14 protein-coding genes are annotated in these 17,619 nt (G+C 74.4%); 8 read left to right on the top strand and 6 right to left on the bottom strand.

From position 1 onward, the window contains the following. Positions 1–28: 28 nt before the first annotated feature. From SXIN_RS03330 to SXIN_RS03320, 3 genes are all read right to left on the bottom strand, one after another. On the bottom strand, positions 29–1,876 hold the full coding sequence (locus SXIN_RS03330; protein ID WP_192883543.1) for an amino acid adenylation domain-containing protein: 1,848 nt from the start codon (positions 1,874–1,876) through the stop codon (positions 29–31). 247 nt (positions 1,877–2,123) lie between these two features. Beyond that, positions 2,124–3,218: a hypothetical protein gene (locus SXIN_RS03325; RefSeq protein ID WP_019710561.1), complete on the bottom strand. Its 1,095-nt coding sequence runs from the start codon at positions 3,216–3,218 to the stop codon at positions 2,124–2,126. Between the two features lie 171 nt (positions 3,219–3,389). Further along, positions 3,390–4,820 carry a M1 family metallopeptidase gene (locus SXIN_RS03320; RefSeq protein ID WP_157916238.1) on the bottom strand — a complete coding sequence of 477 codons (1,431 nt, stop codon included), beginning with the start codon at positions 4,818–4,820 and terminating at the stop codon, positions 3,390–3,392. A gap of 111 nt (positions 4,821–4,931) precedes the next feature. On the opposite strand from SXIN_RS03320, the gene SXIN_RS03315 reads away from it, so the two are divergent. Genes SXIN_RS03315 through SXIN_RS03305 form a run of 3 tightly spaced genes read left to right on the top strand, consistent with a single transcriptional unit; the run spans position 4,932 to position 7,509 of the window. Then, entirely contained in the window at positions 4,932–5,603 is a 672-nt protein-coding gene (locus SXIN_RS03315) for a response regulator transcription factor (RefSeq protein WP_019710559.1), read from the top strand. Positions 5,604–5,605: 2 nt separating this feature from the next. After that, a complete protein-coding gene (locus tag SXIN_RS03310) occupies positions 5,606–7,039 on the top strand; it encodes a sensor histidine kinase (RefSeq protein ID WP_202859789.1) in 1,434 nt (477 codons plus the stop codon). Then, a complete protein-coding gene (locus SXIN_RS03305) occupies positions 7,036–7,509 on the top strand; it encodes a hypothetical protein (protein ID WP_039822921.1) in 474 nt (157 codons plus the stop codon). The genes SXIN_RS03310 and SXIN_RS03305 overlap by 4 nt, the downstream gene beginning before the upstream one ends. A gap of 60 nt (positions 7,510–7,569) precedes the next feature. On the opposite strand, the gene SXIN_RS03300 is transcribed toward SXIN_RS03305, so the two are convergent. Genes SXIN_RS03300 through SXIN_RS03290 form a run of 3 tightly spaced genes read right to left on the bottom strand, consistent with a single transcriptional unit; the run spans position 7,570 to position 10,222 of the window. Then, positions 7,570–8,229: a response regulator gene (locus SXIN_RS03300; protein WP_019710555.1), complete on the bottom strand. Its 660-nt coding sequence runs from the start codon at positions 8,227–8,229 to the stop codon at positions 7,570–7,572. Continuing rightward, positions 8,226–9,392, bottom strand: coding sequence for a sensor histidine kinase (locus SXIN_RS03295; RefSeq protein WP_039822918.1), 1,167 nt, complete (start codon positions 9,390–9,392; stop codon positions 8,226–8,228). Before SXIN_RS03295 ends, SXIN_RS03300 begins: the two co-directional genes overlap by 4 nt. Then, entirely contained in the window at positions 9,389–10,222 is an 834-nt protein-coding gene (locus tag SXIN_RS03290) for a CPBP family intramembrane glutamic endopeptidase (protein ID WP_019710553.1), read from the bottom strand. The genes SXIN_RS03295 and SXIN_RS03290 overlap by 4 nt, the downstream gene beginning before the upstream one ends. A gap of 518 nt (positions 10,223–10,740) precedes the next feature. On the opposite strand from SXIN_RS03290, the gene SXIN_RS03285 reads away from it, so the two are divergent. The 5 genes from SXIN_RS03285 to SXIN_RS03265 all read left to right on the top strand — a co-directional run bounded on the left by SXIN_RS03285 (position 10,741) and on the right by SXIN_RS03265 (position 17,598). Then, on the top strand, positions 10,741–11,370 hold the full coding sequence (locus SXIN_RS03285; RefSeq protein WP_125623891.1) for a hypothetical protein: 630 nt from the start codon (positions 10,741–10,743) through the stop codon (positions 11,368–11,370). A 436-nt stretch (positions 11,371–11,806) separates the two neighbouring features. Then, positions 11,807–15,196: a S8 family serine peptidase gene (locus SXIN_RS03280; RefSeq protein ID WP_095756566.1), complete on the top strand. Its 3,390-nt coding sequence runs from the start codon at positions 11,807–11,809 to the stop codon at positions 15,194–15,196. A gap of 100 nt (positions 15,197–15,296) precedes the next feature. After that, a complete protein-coding gene (locus tag SXIN_RS03275; RefSeq protein WP_019710550.1) occupies positions 15,297–15,626 on the top strand; it encodes a DMT family transporter in 330 nt (109 codons plus the stop codon). A 738-nt stretch (positions 15,627–16,364) separates the two neighbouring features. Beyond that, the gene (locus SXIN_RS03270; protein WP_019710549.1) at positions 16,365–16,571 is read left to right on the top strand and encodes a hypothetical protein; all 207 of its coding nucleotides are present in this window, start codon (positions 16,365–16,367) and stop codon (positions 16,569–16,571) included. A 220-nt stretch (positions 16,572–16,791) separates the two neighbouring features. Further along, positions 16,792–17,598, top strand: coding sequence for an HlyD family efflux transporter periplasmic adaptor subunit (locus tag SXIN_RS03265; RefSeq protein WP_039822913.1), 807 nt, complete (start codon positions 16,792–16,794; stop codon positions 17,596–17,598). Positions 17,599–17,619: the final 21 nt, after the last annotated feature.

The following is a 17,619-nucleotide window of genomic DNA, read 5'->3' as shown; positions in this document are numbered from 1 at the left end:
GATGCGGGGCCGGCTGGTCCGGAGACGCTCAGCCGGTGAGGGCCGGCGACGTGGGCAGGGCGCCGTCGACGTGGCGGGCGAGGGCCCGCACCGTCGCGCCGTCGATCAGTACGGTGATCTCCAGTTCGATCCCGAAGGCCGCGTTGACCTGCTCGAACATGCGCAACAGGGACAGCGACGTGCCGCCGAGATCGAAGAAGTCCGCGTCGGCGGGCACCTCGGACACCTCCAGGACGGACTGCCAGATTCCGGCGACGCGCCGCTCGGTGGCGGTGAGTTCCGGGCCGTCGCCGTCGCCGTCGCCGGGGACGAGGTGGACCGGAGCGCTGGCGGCCCCGGCCACCGGTGCCGGCAGCCTCTCCTTGTCCACCTTGCCGTTGCGGGTCAGCGGGAGTTCCGGCAGCACCACGTACGCGGACGGACGCATATGCGGCGGCAGGGCGGCGCCCGCCGCCTCGCCCAGCTCCGTGGCGAGTGTCTCCGCCCGCGCCCCGGACTCGACGTAGGCGACCACGCGCACGTCGCTCCCGCCGTAGTCGTGGGGCAGGACGGCTGCCGCCGACACCGCCCCGTGGCGGAGGAGAACCGCCTCGATCTCACCCGGCTCCACCCGGTAGCCCCGGATCTTCATCTGGTCGTCCGTCCGGCCGAGATAGCCGTAGCCGCCCCCGGGCAGCGCGACGACCCGGTCCCCGGTGCGGTAGCAGCGGCGCACCGTGCCGTCGGGAGCGGTGTGGTCGACGAAGCGCTCCTTGTTCAGGTCCGGGCGCCCGAGATAGCCACGGGCGAGGCCGGCCCCTTCGATGTACAGCTCTCCGGGCTCGCCCTCGGCCACGGGCCGCCCGTCGTCGCCGAGCACGTGGAACACCAGGCCGGGCAGCGGGTGCCCGATCGGGCTCGCCCCGTGCGCGTCCACGTCGTCCACGGTGAGCGGCCGGCAGGAGGCGTGGACGGTGGCCTCCGTGAGGCCGTACATGTTGACCAGGCGGGGGCTCTCGTCGCCATGGCGTTCGAACCAGTCGCGCAGCATCGCCGGCTCGAGACGCTCACCGCCGAACACCACCACGCGCAGGCTCGTCAGGCGCTCGGGGGACCTCGCGTCGGCCGCGGCGAGCCGGCCGAAGGCGGACGGCGTCTGGTTCAGGACGGTCACCCGCTCGCGGCGCAGGAGTCCGTGCAGCGCGTCGGGGGAGCGCACGGTCTCCAGCGGGACGACGACCAGCCGCCCGCCGAACAGCAGGGCGCCCCACATCTCCCAGACGGAGAAGTCGAAGGCCGCCGAGTGGCACAGGGCCCACACGTCGTTCTCGTCGAAGCCGAACCGCTCCCGGGTGACGTCGAAGAGGCGGACCACCTGGCGGTGTTCCACCGGTACGCCTTTGGGAACGCCCGTGGAACCGGAGGTGTAGATGACGTAGGCCGGACTGCCGGCCGCCGGGACCGCGCCCTCCGCCGAGGGCTCCGCCCCGGCCGCGGGCTCCGCCGCCGGCCGGTCCAGCAGCACGACGCGGGCCTCGTGACCCACGACGGTCCCGGCCGCCTCCCGCGTCGTCACGATCACGGCCGCACCGCTGTCGCCGGCCGTCCAGGCGATCCGCTCCGGCGGATCGCCTGGATCGACGGGGACGTAGGCGGCGCCCGCCTTGAGGATTCCCAGGACGCCGATCAGCAGCCCGGCACCGCGCGGGGCCAGCAGGACCACCGTGGTTCCCGGTCCCGCGCCCGCGGCGCGCAGTTCAGCGGCGAGCAGGCCGGAGCGCCGGTTCAGCTCCCGGTAGGTGAGGTCGCCGTCCTCGGCTGTCACCGCCACCCTGTCCGAAAACTGCGCGGCCCTGCTCTCGAACAGCTCGACAAGCGTGCGTTTCCCTAACCCCATGTACCGGTCATCCATCCTGCTCGACTCGGCGGTACTCAGTGCGCGGAACGGTGTGCGGCGCGATCCCATGGCGGTGATCGACGGGTTTCCCCGGGCGTGTGTCACGGGTGTGCCCGGATGCGCTTGATCCCTCGGGGGAGCGGAACATCGCCGGGCCCGGGGCCCGGCGCGACGTCATCCTCTCCTGTCACCCTCGGCACAGGCAACCCCCTCATCCCGTCACGGGCGGGAGGGGGGCCGGGCCTGCTCACGACCGTGTGGCGGTCCCGCATTCCGTTCCGGCGGACTCGCGCATGCGGACGTCCATCGCGGTGCTCCGGTCGTACGGATCGGTCCCGGGGCCGTCCCCCGGGCCGGCGGCGCGTTCGGTGCCGAACTCGGGGGTGAGGTAGCCGGTGACCGGGCCGCAGCCTCCGTTGGTGATGTCGGCCCGGTAGGACACGAGAGAGAACGTTCCCGGCTCCACCACGACCTTCGCCGGGTCGTCCCAGCTCATCACGGTCTCCCGGCGGACGATGGTCCGCGTGACCTCGTCGCTGCCGGCCGCGGCGCGGACGACCGGATAGACGTAGGTGACGTCGGCGGTCACCTCCAGCGCGCCGCGCTCGCCCTCCCGGTACGTGATCCGGCCCCGGGTCTTGACCACGTTCCCGGCCGGCCGTACCTCCGCCCGCGCGAAACGGCTGAACAGCAGCAGCGGATTGCTGTCCCGGCCGGGCGCGCGGAACGCGGCCGACAGATAGTCCTGGACGTCCCGCTGATGCGGGTTGATCAGCGCGATGGCCTTCTCCGGCCGCTCCCCGCGCAGCACACCGGCGTCCAGGCTGGACGCGACGAGGAAGGACCGGGTCCGGTCGAGCGCCCGCGCGACCCGGTCCTCGCTCATCCAGCCGGTCGCCCGCGCCGCGGGCACGTGAATGCCCGCCGCCCCGTCGCGCCAGCGGGCCGCGGGTGATCCCCTGAACGGCTCCTCCAGCGTGGGCGTTTCAACCGCCGCCTCCGTGGCCGGGGGCTGAACCGGGCGCTCCGATTCCGCGGCGAGCGGGGCGCCTCCGCCGTTCCCGCCGGCGAACCATCCGGCCACCCGCCCCGGGAACAGGGCCACGGCCAGCAGGCCGACCACGAGAACGAAACCGACCGCGTACCAGCCCCTGCCCCGCGGCCGCCGGGGCGGTTCATGGGTCCGCCACCCGGCGGGCGGGCCGGGCTCCTCCCGCAGCCGCCGTGCCACCATGCGGGCCCGTGCGGACGGTTCCCGCGGTGCGTCGTGCGTGCCGGCCTCGGCCTCCCGCAGAAAGCGTTCCCACTCCTCGTCGGGTATGGACGCCCCGTTCTCCCCCACCCTGCGCTCCTGCCCCTGTCCCCGTATCCGGATGTCCGGTCTCCGAAGCGGACCGGTCCCCGCCATGCATCCTCACACAGCAACTGATCCGTTCCCGAACCGGAGTTGGCGGGCCGCGACGTTTCCGGTCCCGGCCGCGGCCGCCCCCTGCGTGCCGCGGCCGGACGCGCGCTACGGTTTCAGCCCGCCGGGCCAGAGGTACGGGTCCTCGGGCACCGTCGCGCCGCGGAACCACGCCCGGGAGAAGCCGGTCAGATCCTGTCCGGTGACCTTCTCGGCGAACGCCTCGAACCGCGGCCAGCCGGCGTACTCACCGCGGTGTTCCTGCGGCCACCGCTTGAGCAGCCGGCCGAACGCCTCGTCGCCCACCTGCCGGCGGAGGGCGTGCAGGGCGAGCGGACCCTTGTCGTAGATGCGTATCCCCGGGGTGCGGCCGGGGCGGTACAGCTCCTCCCAGAGGGACGGGTCGTCCCTCCCGGCTTCGACCCGCTCGCGGTAGCGGGCGTCGAGGTCGGCGCCCTCCTCGGCCTCGTCCCACAGCCATGTGGCGTAGACCGCGAAGCACTCGGCCAGGCACTTGTCCTCCGGCCGGCGGGCGGCGGCCGAGACCCCGTACCACTGGTGGGCCTGCTCGTGGACGACGGACTCCAGCGTCATGAACCGCTCGTTGCCCGCGCCGAGATACACCGGCCGGGTCTGCGGCGCGGTGGCCGGTCCGTCGTCGTTCACCTGGACGAAGACGTTGCCGGCCGCCCGGAACGGGTACCGGCCGAACCTGGCGGAGAGGAAATCGAGGATCTCCGGCAGCCGGTCGGCCAGGGGTTTCGTCCGCTCCCGCAGACCCGGCGCGTAGGCGTTGACCACCGGGATGCCGTCGGCCGGCGCCGGCCGTTCCACCGTGAAGCGGTCGACGGACACGGCGATGTGGGCGGGGTCGACGTCCGGTTCCGTCCAGGAGAACGTGGCCGTGGCGGCCTCGCGCCGCACCGGGCCCTCCCGCCCGACGGCGATGACGCTCCAGTCCTCCGGCACGGTCGCCGTGAGGCGGAAGTCCGCCTTGTCGCGGGCGTCCTCGTGGACCGGGAACCACGCGCTGGAGCTTCCCATGAACGCCGTGGCCCCGCCCGACTCGGTGGGCAGCCACCCGGCTCCCGGTTCTCCGTCGTACGCGATCCGGACCCGGAACCGGTCCCCGGGGCCGATCGTCCGCGCCGGCACGACGACGAGATCCTTCTCGCCCGACCGGGAGAAGGACTTCGCCGCCTCCGCGTCGACCGTGACCGAACGGACCGTCAGCCCGCTGATGTGCAGCGTGAAACTGTCCAGTGCCCCGGCCGTTGTCGCGCTGACCACCGTGACGCCCCGAAGGGTGCCGGACTCCGGCCGATAGTTCATCGTGATGTCGTAGCCGGTGACGTCGAGGCTCCCGCCGGCCGCCTTCCCCGTGTCCGCCGGTGAGCGGGTCTGCGGCGGTCCGCCGGTGCCGAAGCTTGTGCCGACGCCCACCAGCAGGCCGGCCAGCACGACCGCGGCGACCAACGGCCCGCGGTGCCCGCCCCGTCCACGGCCGCGGCGGATGCGTTCGTTCCCTGAGAGATCCATGAACGGCACCCTCGCCCGGCACTGTCCGAGCGGCTTCCGAACTGTGTCGCAGACGTGTCGCAGGACGCCGCTGCCGCCCCCGGCCGCCCCGGCGCTGTTCATACTGGGCGGGTGGCGGCGATTCTGCTCATCGAGGACGACCCCCTGGTCCGGCGCGGGCTCCAGCTCGCGCTGAACCGGCACGGCCACGCCGTCCGCACGGCCGACACCGGCGAGCACGGACTGCGTCAATTCCATTCCGAAAGACCGGAGTTGGTGGTCCTCGACCTGATGCTGCCGGGCCTCGACGGGTTCGGCGTGTGCCGCCGCATCCGGGCGGACGGCGACGTGCCCGTCATCATCCTCACCGCGCGGGGCGACGACTTCGACGTCGTCGGCGGCCTGGAGGCGGGGGCGGACGACTACGTCGTCAAGCCGGCCCGGCCCACCGTCCTCGACGCGCGGATCCGCGCCGTGCTGCGCCGCACCAGTACCCCCGACGGCGTCCGGGAGTACGGCGGCCTGCGCGTCGACCGCACCGCGCTGACGGTGTCGCTGCGCGGCGAGCCGGTGATGCTGACGCCGACCGAACTGCGGCTGCTGCTGACCCTCTCCCGGTCTCCCGGCCGGGTGTTCAGCCGGCAGCAGCTGCTGGAGGAGGTGTGGGAGCAGGACTACCTCGGCGACTCACGGCTGGTCGACAACTGTGTGCAGCGCCTGCGCCTCAAGATCGAGGACGGCTCGGCGCCCCCGTCCTACGTGCAGACGGTGCGCGGGTTCGGCTACCGCTTCGGGCCGCTGTGACGGTGGGGCCGTGGCCGCGCGGGCTGCGCGCCCGGCTGCTCGTCGCGTTCGTGCTGGTGACCGTCCTCGGCGCCGCCGCGGCGGCCTGGTCGGGCGCCGGATCGGCGAGCACGGCGCTCGTCGCCTCGGCCGAGCAGCGGCTCACCGAGGGCCTCACCGGCCGGATCGACGCGGTCACCCCCCAGCTGCCCCACCCGCCGGACCGGGACGCGCTCGACCGGCTGCGCGCCGCCGCCGGCCCGGACACGCTGGTGACCTACCGGAACCTGCGGTCGGCGGACGGCGACGGCACCGGTCTCGTCACCGGCGAGCTGCGCACCGCCGTGCGCACCCGGCACGAGCTCGTCACACAGCGGATCACCGCGGACGGCCGACCGTGGCTGCTGATCGGCACACCCGTCGTGATCACGGCGCCGGACGGCGCCCGCACCCCGTCCGGCATCGAGGTGTACTCCGTGCACGACCTCACCGGCGTCGAGCGGCAGATCGGCGGCCTCGCCGCCGCCGCGGCCGGCACCGCGGCCCTGGCGCTGCCGCCCGCGGTGCTCCTGGCGCTGCTGGCCTCGCGCAGCGTCCTGCGCCCGGTCCGCCGGCTCCGCGACACGGCACAGCGCTTGGCCGACGGGGACCTCGGCGCCCGGCTGCCGCCCCGGGGCGCCGACGAACTGGCCGAACTGACCGCCACTGTCAACGGAATGGCCGAGTCGCTGCAGACGTCGATGACGGCGATGCGGCGGATGCAGGCCGACGCCAGGAGGTTCGCCGCCGACGTGTCGCACGAGCTGCGCACTCCGCTGAGCACGCTGACGGCGGTGGTGGAGGTGCTGGCGACCGCCGCCGACGGGATGCCGGCGGACGCGCGGGAGTCCGCCGAGCTGGCGATCACCGAGACCCACCGGCTGGTCCGGCTCGTCGAGGACCTGATGGAGGTGTCCCGCTTCGACGCCGGCACCGCCCGGCTGCGGCTGGAGGAGACCGAACTGACCGGCGCCGTGCGGGACTGCCTGCGCGCCCGGGGCTGGCTGGACCGGGTCGACGTGGAGGCACCCGAGGAGATCCGGCTGCGGCTGGACCGGCGCCGGCTGGACGTCATCATGGCCAACCTGGCCGGCAACGCGCTGCGGCACGGCGGACCGCCGGTGCGGATACGCCTCTCGGCCTCCCGCGAACAGGTGCGGGCCGAGGTCACCGACGGCGGACCGGGCCTGCCCGAGCAGGTGGTGCCGCAGGTGTTCGACCGCTTCTACAAGGCCGACGCCGTGCGCACCCGCACGCCGGGCAGCGGGCTCGGGCTGGCGATCGCCCTGGAGAACGCCCGCCTGCACGGCGGCGACCTCACCGCGGGCAACGCCGACGGTGCCGGGGCGCGGTTCGTGCTGCGGTTGCCGCGGGACGGGGCGGTCGGGGTGAACGGGGCGGACGGGGAGGACGGTTGAGACGGATCGTGTGGGTGGCGGTGGCCGTGCTGCTCGCGGGCTGCGCAATCCAGCCCTCCGGGGTGACCCGCGGGGGCGAGGCCCCGACGGGCGTGGCCCCCGGGGTGACGCTCTACTTCGTCGACGCGCACGGCCAACTCCGGCCGCAGCTGCGGCGGACCGGCCGTCTGGGCACGGTCTCCGAGGCGCTGGCGCTGCTGCTGTCCGGGCCCGGCACCTCGGGCCTGCGCACGGAGATCGCGCCGAGCGCGACCCCGCGGACCGTGGTCACCACCACACCGGACACGATCCGGCTGATGATGCCGTTGACGATCGACGACGTGACCGAGCTGGGCATCCACCAGATCGTGTGCACGGCGCTGGGCGTGCACGTGCAGAGCGGCGGGTCGCGGAACACGAAGGTGCGGGTCCGCTTCACCCTCCCCACCCCGGAGTCCGGCGAGCGGCGGACCTGCCCGCTGATCGGCTGAACCGCCCCGGCGCCGGGCAGGCCGCGGGCGCGCCCGCACTCGGTGCGCTCGGGCCGGGGCTCAGGTCACCAGGCCGTGGCGGTAGGCGTAGACGACCGCCTGTACGCGGTCGCGGAGATGGAGCTTGGTGAGGATGCGCGAGACGAAGGTCTTGACGGTCTCCTGGCTGATCAGCAGGATCCCGGCGATCTCGCTGTTGGAGCGGCCGTCCGCGATGAGGCGCAGGACCTCCAGCTCGCGGGGGGTCAGCGGGAGGTCGTGCGGAGCGGCCGCGGCGGGCCGGATCCGCTCGGCGTAGAGGCCCACGAGCTGGCGCGTCACCTCGGGGTCCAGCAGGGCCGCCCCCGTGGCCACCGTCCTGATCCCGTGCAGCAGCTGGTCCGGGGGCGCGTCCTTCAGCAGGAACCCGCTCGCCCCCGCGCGCAGCGCCTCGTAGACGTACTCGTCCAGGTTGAACGTGGTCACCACGAGCACTTTGACGGGACGCGGTACGCGGGCTCCGGCCAGCAGGCGGGTGGCCTCGATGCCGTCGAGCACCGGCATGCGCACGTCCATCACGACGACGTCCGGACGCAGCCGGCCGGCGAGGTCCACCGCCGCCCGCCCGTCCCCGCACTCGCCCACCACCTCCAGGTCCGGCTGCGCGTCGATGATGGTCGCCAGCCCGGTGCGGACCATCACCTGGTCGTCGCAGACCAGGACCCGGACCGGCGCGGTCACGACGGGCTCCCCGCCGGTATGCGGGCCCGCACCAGGAACCCGCCGCCCGCCCGGGGGCCCGCGCTGAAGTCACCGCCCAGGACCTCGACCCGTTCCCGGAGCCCGGCGAGGCCCCGCCCGCTCCCGCCGGTGGACCCGGCCCGCGAGCCGGGGCCGTCCGTGCCGACCTCCACGGTGATCTCCTGCCCGCCATGGCGCACCCGGACCGAAGTGGGGCTGCCGTGGGCGTACTTGAGGGCGTTCGTCAGGGACTCCTGCACGACCCGCTGGGCCACGAGGTCGGCGCTGCCGGCCGCCACCGCCGGCGTGCCCTCCTCGGTGAACTCCACCGGCTGCCCGGCCCGGCGCGTCTGCTCCACGAGCGTGAGCAGCCCGCCGGCGGACGGGGTCCTGGCCCCGGAGCCCGCCTCGGTGCCGTGGCCGGGGGTGAGCAGGTCGAGCAGGTGGCGCAGATCGGTGAGGGCCCGGCGGCCGGTGTCGCTCACGGCGGCCAGGGTCCCGTCGAGGCGGTCGGGCGCCGCGGTCAGATAGCGTGCCGCCTCGGCCTGCACGACCATCGCCGTCACATGGTGGGTCACGACGTCGTGCAACTCGCGGGCGATGCGGGTGCGTTCGGCGGCACGGGTCTCCTCGGCGACGCGGAGCCGGTGCGCGGCCTCAGCCGCCCGGGTGGAACGCAGCCACGCCCCGATGCCCCACGCCAGCACCAGCGCGAGATAGAAGGTCACGAACTCGCCCGGCGGCTCCCCCGAACCCAGCCGGGAGAGCGCGACCGCCAGCGGCACGTAGGCGGCGGAGAAGAGCAGCGCGGTGGCGCGCCGGTGCCGTTCCAGATGCCCCCCCGCGCTCAGCAGCGCGATGGGCAGGGCGGCGCCCGCGACCGAGTGGTAGCCGCGGAGCTGGTCGGCGGCGAAGCCCAGCGACACCAGGGCCAGGCACACCACCGGCCACCGCCGGCGCACGGCGAGCGGAAGGCATTGGAGGGCGACGGCCGCGAGGGCCGGCGCGTCGAAGGGGCGGTCCGGCACGCCGCCGAGTTGTGTCCCCTGGCTCTGGAACGCCGGCAGGAACGTCGCGGCGAGGAACGCCAGGGCGAGCGGGAGGTCCCGGACGGTCACGTCGAACCGGTGCCACCGATCCGGGACCCGCGGACGACTGATCACCGGGGCATTGTAGGGGTGGCGCCAACCCGCTCGGCGGGCCGGCGGCGGGGCACCAGATGCCCGCGCCGGCGGGCCAGCCACAGGAACACGGCCGTCGCCAGCGCGGTGAACAGCACCGTGTACAGGCTGCCCTCCGGGCCGAAATCGCCGCCGGTGAGCACCGCGGGACCCGACACCGAGGCGTCCAGGAGCCCTTGCGGGGTGTTGTTGCCCGAGACCTCGGTGCTGAAGATGCCGGCCGCGGCGAAGTTCCAGCCGAAGTGCAGGCCGATGGGCAGCCACAGCGTGCGGGTGGCGGCGTACGCGGCGCCGAGCATGGCGCCCGCGATCGCGATGGTGACGGCGCCCCAGAGACCGGCGTGCGGGTTGAGCAGGTGCGACAGGCCGAACAGCACGCTGGTCACCGCCAGCGAGATGCCGGTGCCGGTGCGTTCCTCGATGATCCGGAACAGCACGCCGCGGAACAGCACTTCCTCCGTCACGGAGGCGCCGGCCATGAGGCCGAACAGGCCCACCGCGCCGGTCACCGTGCCGATGCCGTGGATCTCGTAATACCCCGGGAAGGCGAGGTTCGCGATGACGGCTCCGAACATCGCGACGCCGATCAGCACCCCGCGGCCGGTCGCGGCCCCGGCACCCTCCAGGGCCACTTCCGTGGACGGGCGGTGCTCGGTGCGCCGCACGACCCACCCGTAGACCAGCACCGCGAGCACGGCGGTCGTGATGCCGCAGGCGAGCGCGAGCCACGGGGCGTCGCGCAGCCCGGTGACGACACTGCCGCCGACGAGCGTGACCGCCACGACGGCCAGGAGTTGCCAAACCAGTCTCATGAGATGTCCTTCGCCGAATCCGCGGCCGGAGCGCCGCGGCTGCACCGGACGCTACGGATCCGGCGGGCCCACGTCGTCACCACCGGGTGGACACCTGCGCGTAGCTCTCGTGGGGGACGGGCCGCGGGGAGGGGGCCGTGCCGGCACCGGTCACCGTCCCGGCGCCGGAAGCGGCGGACCGGCCCGCTGCCCGCGGCGTCCCGCGGCGCCGCCGGAGCGTGTCCGGGCCGGCCGCCGGGTGCCCGTCCGAAGCCGACGGCGAGGGCCGCCTCCGTCCCGTCCGGTTTTCCGCCGGAACCTCCACTATCCGGCTACCGATCGGTACACCCTGCGGGGGAAGGAGAGTTGGGGCTCCGCCGCAACCCGCTCCGCTACCGTCCGCCTCCGATGCGTGAAATTCCACTTGCCCGAAGACCTCCCCGAACCACTCGAATGGGGGTACGGTACGACCTCGATCATTCAAGCCAAACATGTGAAGCCACTGCCGATATGGCCAGTGGAGAGGAGTGGTGTGCCCCGTGCCCACTGATTACGCCTGCCAGGCAGCGGCGGAGCGGGCCGCTCGAGGGATCACCCCCGTCCGGGACATACTGGTGCCGTTCCGGCCCCAGCAGCAGCAGGAGGACGTACCCGTCGTCCTCCGTTCGTACCTGGGGGTTCAGTCCAACGGAGGCCCGAACGGCGGTGGCCCCGCGGCCCATCCGCCCGTCAGTACGAACATGGGGGCGGCCGTCCTCCTGGTCTTCCTCGACGGACTGCGCTCGGAGATGTCCGGTGTGCTCTCCGAGTGGTACGCGGATCTCGCCGTCCGCCTGCCCCAGACGCTCGGCGCTCCGGCCGCCGGAGGCCAGGCGCCCGCCCGCCAGCCGGGGGGCTGGCAGACGATGGCCGATCTGCAGAACAGCGCCCAGGAGGTGCTGACCGATCTGTCCGGCCGCGCCCGCGGCGGGCCCGGCGCGCTCAACGTGCGGCTGGCGCTCGTGGAGGACACTCTCTCCGGGGCGCTGCGCCGGATGAACGTCCCCGCCGACGTCGCCATCGGCTCCGCCGGGGAACTCGTCGTCTCGGCGGGCTCGCTGTTCGGGCTGCAGACGCGCCCGGCGCCGCCCATCCAGGCGCCGGCCCAGCAGTCGTACGACCGGCGCTGAGCCGCCCACCGCCGCGCGCGACCGCACCGCCCCCACGAGGACACCGGCGGGACGGGCATCGCGAGCGCGGCGGACGGCGCGCGGCAGCGCGGAAGCGGGGAGCGGGGAGCCGCGGCGGTCCGCGGCCGCCGATGAGAGCCGCCGGTCCCATGAGGGTCACCGGAACGTGTCAACCGCACCGCCCCACAAGGGCGTTGCGGTTTCTCCATGACATTGCCGGAACTTTCCCGTTTCTTCGCCCGCCCGCCGCTGGCCGGTTTCCGACCGTTGTCCGCCCCCTCCGCGCCCCTCGATACTGAGGCGCGCAGAGCCCGGGGACACGTCTGTGACCGAGCCGTCCCCCGTGACGCGGAAGGTGCCGCGTCCGGCCGCTCCGGCCGGGCTCTCCACTCCGAGGCCGGTCCGCGGCCCTTCCGAGGCGAGCAGGGGGAACCCCGTGCCCATCCGCGCCCAGAGAACCCTGGCCGCGCTGGCCGCGGCCGCCACGGCCGTGACGGCGTTACCCGCCGCGTCACCGGCCCTCGCGGCCCCCGCCGCCGCGCCCCCGGCGGCCGGCCCCGCCGCCGGTCCGCCGGCCGGCGGGGAGCGGCTCGTCACGCTGATCACCGGCGACCGGGTCCGGGTGAGCGGCGCCGGCCGGGTCACCGCCGTCCTCCCCGCCGAGGGCCGCGAGCACATCCCGGTCCAGGCGCAGCGCGACGGCGACGGCCACACCTACGTCATCCCCCAGGACGCGACCGCCCTCGTCCTCGACGGCACCGTGGACCGCAGGCTGTTCGACGTCACCGAACTGAGCCGGCCCGCCTTCCGCGCCCTGCACGGCGACGCGCTGCCGTTCATCGTCCGTTACGAGGACGACGCGGGGGAGAGCGGCCCCGGCGCCGGGCAGCGGCTGCGCGCCGCCGCCGGGGACGCCGGCGTCCGCCCGCTGCGCAGCATCGGCGCCGACGCGGTGGCCACCGGGCCCGGGGACACCGCGGCGGCCTGGGCCGCCCTCACCCGCCCTTCCGGCGGGGGCGGCGGGCGCACCGCCGCGCCGGGCGTGGCCTCCCTCCGGCTCGACGGGCTGGTGCGGGCCGCACTCGACCGCAGCGTCCGGCAGATCGGCGCACCCGCCGTCTGGGAGACGGGCCGGGAGGGCGAGGGCGTCACCATCGCCGTCGTGGACTCCGGCATCGACACCGCGCACCCCGATCTGTCCGGCGGCAAGGTCGTGGCGGCGAAGAACTTCTCCGCGTCCCCCGTCACCACCGACCGGTACGGCCACGGCACCCATGTGGCGTCCATCGCCGCGGGGACGGGAGCCGCGTCCGGCGGCGCCTACCGCGGGGTGGCGCCCGCCGCGCGGCTGCTGAACGCCAAGGTGATCGGGGACGACAACAGCGGCACCGAGTCCTCGGTCATCGCGGGCATGGAGTGGGCGGTCGGGCAGGGCGCCGAGGTCGTCAACCTCAGCGTCGGCACGGGCGACACCCCGGGGGTGGGCCCGATGGAGGAGGCCGTGAACCGGCTGTCGGCGGAGAGCGGCGCCCTGTTCGTGGCCGCCGCGGGCAACGCGGGCCCCCGCCCGGGCTCCATCAGCTCCCCGGGCAGCGCGGAGGCCGCGCTCACCGTGGGCGCCGTCGACCGGGAGGACCGGCTCGCGGGCTTCTCCTCCGTCGGCCCGCGCACCGGGGACGGCGGGCTGAAGCCCGATCTGACCGCCCCGGGCGTCTCCATCGGGGCCGCGCTCGCCGAGGGCAGCGTGCTGGCGGGGGAGGCCGGGCCGGTCGCCGACGGCTACGGATCGCTCTCCGGGACGTCGATGGCGGCCCCGCACGCCGCGGGTGCCGCGGCCCTGCTGGCGGAGCGGCACCCGGACTGGAGCGGTGAGCGGATCAAGTCGGCGCTGACCGGAGCCGCCGCGGCGGGGGAGGGCCAGGGTGTCCACGAGGAGGGTGCCGGCCGGCTCGACGTGGGCCGGGCCGCCGCGCAGACCCTCGCCGCCGGGACGTCCTCCGTCGAGTTCGGTTCCGCGCGCTGGCCGCACACCGACGACGAACCGGTCACCAGGGACCTCGTCCACCGGAACACGGGGGAGGAGGACCTCACCCTCACCCTCTCCGCCGAGGCCACGGGCCCGGACGGCGAACCGGCCCCCGAGGGCATGTTCGTCCTGGAGACCGAGCGGATCACCGTCCCCGCGGGCGGCGCCGTCTCCACCGGGCTGACCGCCGACACCCGGCCCGGCGGGGAGCGGTACGGGGACTTCGAGGTGGCGGTCACGGCGAGCGGCGGCGGGCAGTCGGTCCGCACGGTCGGCTCCGTGACCCGTGAGGGGGAGTCGTACGACCTCACGGTGGAGACCGTCGGCCGGGACGGCCGGGCGCCCGCCGACTGGTCCGTCATCGTCCACGACTACGAGCGCGGCGGCTTCACGGGCACCACGGGTGACGGCGGTACCTCCACGCTCCGGCTGCCGAGGGGCGCCTATCTCCTGAGCCACCAGACCGTCCTCTCCGGCGCCGGGGAGGACGTGGCCGGACTGGACTGGCAGCTCCAGCCGCGGCTGGACCTCACCGGGGACACCACCGTCACCTTCGACGCCCGGAAGGCCGAGCCGGTGGAGATCACCGTGCCGGACCCGGAGGCCGAGCCGTCGGACACCGCCATGTCGTTCGACGCGACGGTGGACGGCCGCGGCATCGGCAGCGTCGTGCTGGTGCGGCCGCCGATGCCGCTGGGCTTCCGCACCCGGCACGTCGGCCCCGAGCTGCCGGACGGGCGGATGCACGCCAAGACGGTCGGCAGCTTCCGCGGCGGCCCCGGCACCGAGTACCGGGTCGCGTTCGGCCGGGAGGGCAGCCTCTTCACCGGCCTGCGCAAGGACGTCGGGCCGGAGGAGCTCGCCGAGCTGACGATCCACCAGGGCGCGCCGGCGGCCGGGCGGCAGGGCTCGGTGATCACTGAGCCGGACACCGGCGACGCCGGTCACGGCTGGACGGTGGCCGGCGTCCAGGACGTCCCCGGCACCCTCACGCAGTACCTCAACACCGAGGGCGTGCGCTGGTCGCACCGCTTCCAGCAGAGCCGCGGGGATGTCGTGGAGGCGGTCTACACCGGTCCGCGGCGGGCCGCGTACACGGCGGGAGAGCGGTACGAACACACCTACAACACGGGGGTCTTCGGCCCTCTGATCGGCGGCGGGGACGGAGCCGGGGGCGGGGAGGGCAGCGGGGACGACGGACTCTTCCGGCGCGGCGGCACCCTCTCCGGCCGCCTCAACCCCCTGGCCGACGGCGCGGGGCACCGTGGCGAGAGCCTCTACGACACGGCCTCCACGACGCTCTACCGCAACGGGGAGCTCCACGCCACGGCCGGCGACATCCTCGACCGCGCCGAGTTCACCCTGCCTCCGGAGAAGGCGGACTACCGGCTCGTCACCACCGTCGCCCGCAGCGGTGCCGCCACCGTCTCCCGCGAGGTCACCTCCTCCTGGACGTTCACCTCGGAGGCGGCGGGGGAGGAGGAGCGGGTGCGGCTGCCGGCCTCGGCGGTCCGCTTCACCCCCCGGCTCGCCCCCGACTCCACCGTCCCCGCCGGATCCGTCACGGAGATCCCGGTGACGGTGCAGGGCTCGGCCGCGGCGGACGGGGCCGGGGAGCTCACCGTCCACGCCTCCTTTGACGGCGGCCGCACCTGGACGGAGCTCCCGGTCCGCGAGGGCGTGGTCCGGGTGCGCAACCCGGAGGAGCCCGGGACGGGTGTCTCCCTCCGGGCTGAGGTCACCGGCGGCAGCGGCCACGAGCTGACCCAGACGATCCTCGACGCCTACCGCACCCGGTAGGAGCGGCCGGGACGCTCACCAGGGCTCCGTGGTCGGGGACCGGCCTCTCCGCGCGCTACTGTGCTGTGCGGGACCGGAGAGCCACGGAGGAGGAATCGTCATGGTTGCGGCGTTGCTGGTCGCCTGTGCGATCGTCTCCGAGGTGGTCGCCACCCTCGCGCTGCGCGCCTCGAACGGCTTCAGCCGGCTCGGGCCCTCGGCCGTGGTCGTGGTCGGATACATGCTCGCCTTCGTGCTCCTGGCGCAGGCGCTCAAGACCCTCAACGTGGGTCCCGTCTACGCCATCTGGTCCGGCGTGGGGACGGTGGGGGCGTTCATCGGGGGCGTTCTGCTGTTCGGCGAGGAAGCCCGCCCCACGACGCTGATCGGCGTCGGGCTGGTGGTCGCCGGGGTCCTGGTGATGAATCTCGGCGGCGGCCTGAAGCACTGAGGGCGCCGCGGCCGGCGCCGGTCCGCGTGCGGCCCGGCGGGACACCGGTACCGCCGTCCCGGCCGGCCGGCCGCCCGGAAACCGGAAGCCCTTTCCGGCTCCGGCCGCCTTCCTTTCCTCACACCTTCTCCTTCCCGTATTCCCTTTTCGGCCGGACCGGTTCCGGCGGAGCCGCGGACCGCCTGTGCGGGAAAGGCATGGCCAACCGGCGGAAGGGGCGCGATGGCGTATACCGCGGGTCATACGAGATCGGCCGGACATACCCGATACGGGCGGCGCGGCAGGGAATACCGGCTCCCCCGGGTGTTCCGTCACGGGTTCTCTTGTCGGGCCATGTCGCATTCGACCGGTCCTGCACACCGTTTTCGCAGAAGCGGCACAGGGCGGGGTGTGGAAACGGTTTTCCCCGAATCCCCCGCGAGGGCGGAGGCGTTCGGTCCGCTTTGTGCCCGCCGGGGCGTCCACCCGCGGTGACCAGGCCGTGGAGTGTGTGAAGGGGTCGTCACCATCCCGTGCCCGACCTGCGGTGCGACCCGGCCGGCGGACTCGCGTGACGGCCGCCGCGGGTGGCCCGCCGGCCGCGTGACGTGCTTTCATCTGGCGGTACACGGAAGCTGTTGAAAGATGGTTCCCGGGTTCGGGGCAGCTGACGCCCCATCAAATCGGCTCGGTTTTCGTCCCCCTTGAACCGGCCGGTGTGATGCAGAAACACCCAGCAGAAATTGAAGGGAAGCCCAAGTGCGCAACGACTTCACCCCCCAGGTCGAGACCCGCGAGATCGACGACGCCGACCTCGACACCGTGTCCGGCGGTGTCGGCGTCAACGTCGCCCCGGTTCTGGGCGCCGTCGACTCCGTCGCCCCGCTCTCCGAGGGCCTGGGTCTCGTGCAGGACGTCACCGGCCTGCCGACCAGCCAGGTCACCGGTCTCGTCGCGGGTCTCTGATCCGGACGTCCGCTGTCCGGCCCTGAAAAGCCGGAGCGTTTCACGACCCGCCGGTTTGGCTGAGACCGGAAAGGGTTGACCATGGGCCCCGGAATTCCCCTTTCCGGGGCCCATGCATGCCGTCGGCCGGGCGGCCGTCCCCGCGGCACGGCGGCCCCCGGGCGGCCGTGCGTCACCGCGTCGGAACGCCCGGCGTCTTCGCAGGCGAGGGATGGAGACCGTGCAGTTCCGCCACAAGGCGCTGTCCAAGCTGCAGTCACCCGAAGAGCTCGACATTCCGGTGCGCTTCGCACGGCCCCAGGGCCTGCTGGTGCTGGTGGTCACGCTCCTCGTGATGGCGGGGGCGGCCTTCTGGGCCGTGACCGGTTCCGTCTCGTCCCGGCTGGAGTCCCCGGGGGTGCTCACCCGCGCCGGGGGCAGTTACGTCCTGCAGAGCCCGTTCGCCGGGCAGGTGACCGAGGTCCTGGCCCGCGAGGGCGACAGCCTCCCCGCCAAGGCGCCCGTGCTGGCCGTCAGTACGGAGCAGGGCACCCGTGCCGTCCGCACCGTGGAGGCGGGCCGGATCACCTCGCTCGTCGCCGAGACCGGCTCCGTCATCACCCCCGGCGCCCAGGTGGCGACCGTCGAGCGCGTCCAGGACCGGGACGAGCCGCTGGTGGCCATGCTCTACGTCCCCGGCGGCAAGGGCTCACCCGTGCCGGTGGGCGCCCGCGTCGACCTCACCGTCCAGTCCGCGCCCGCCCAGCAGTTCGGTGTGCTGAAGGGGCGGGTGAAGACCGTCGGCCGGGTGCCGCAGACCGCGCAGCGCATCGCGGGCTTCCTCGGCAGCGCCGAACTGGCCGAGCGGTTCTCCGCCGACGGCCCGGCCGTGGCCGTCCTCGTCGAGCTGGAGCGGGCCGCCGGGACGCCGTCCGGCTACGCCTGGTCGCGCGAGGACGGCCCGCCGTTCGCGATCGAGTCCACCACGCCGGTGAGCGGCGCCATCCACCTCACGGCCGAACGTCCCGTCGACTGGCTGCTGCCATGAACACCCCCTACGAGACCGGCG

Origin of the sequence: Streptomyces xinghaiensis S187 (assembly GCF_000220705.2) — a bacterium.
Taxonomy (GTDB): Bacteria; Actinomycetota; Actinomycetes; order Streptomycetales; family Streptomycetaceae; genus Streptomyces; species Streptomyces xinghaiensis.
The sequence above is the reverse complement of the archived record's forward strand: the minus strand, read 5'-3'. Positions and strand labels throughout refer to the sequence as shown.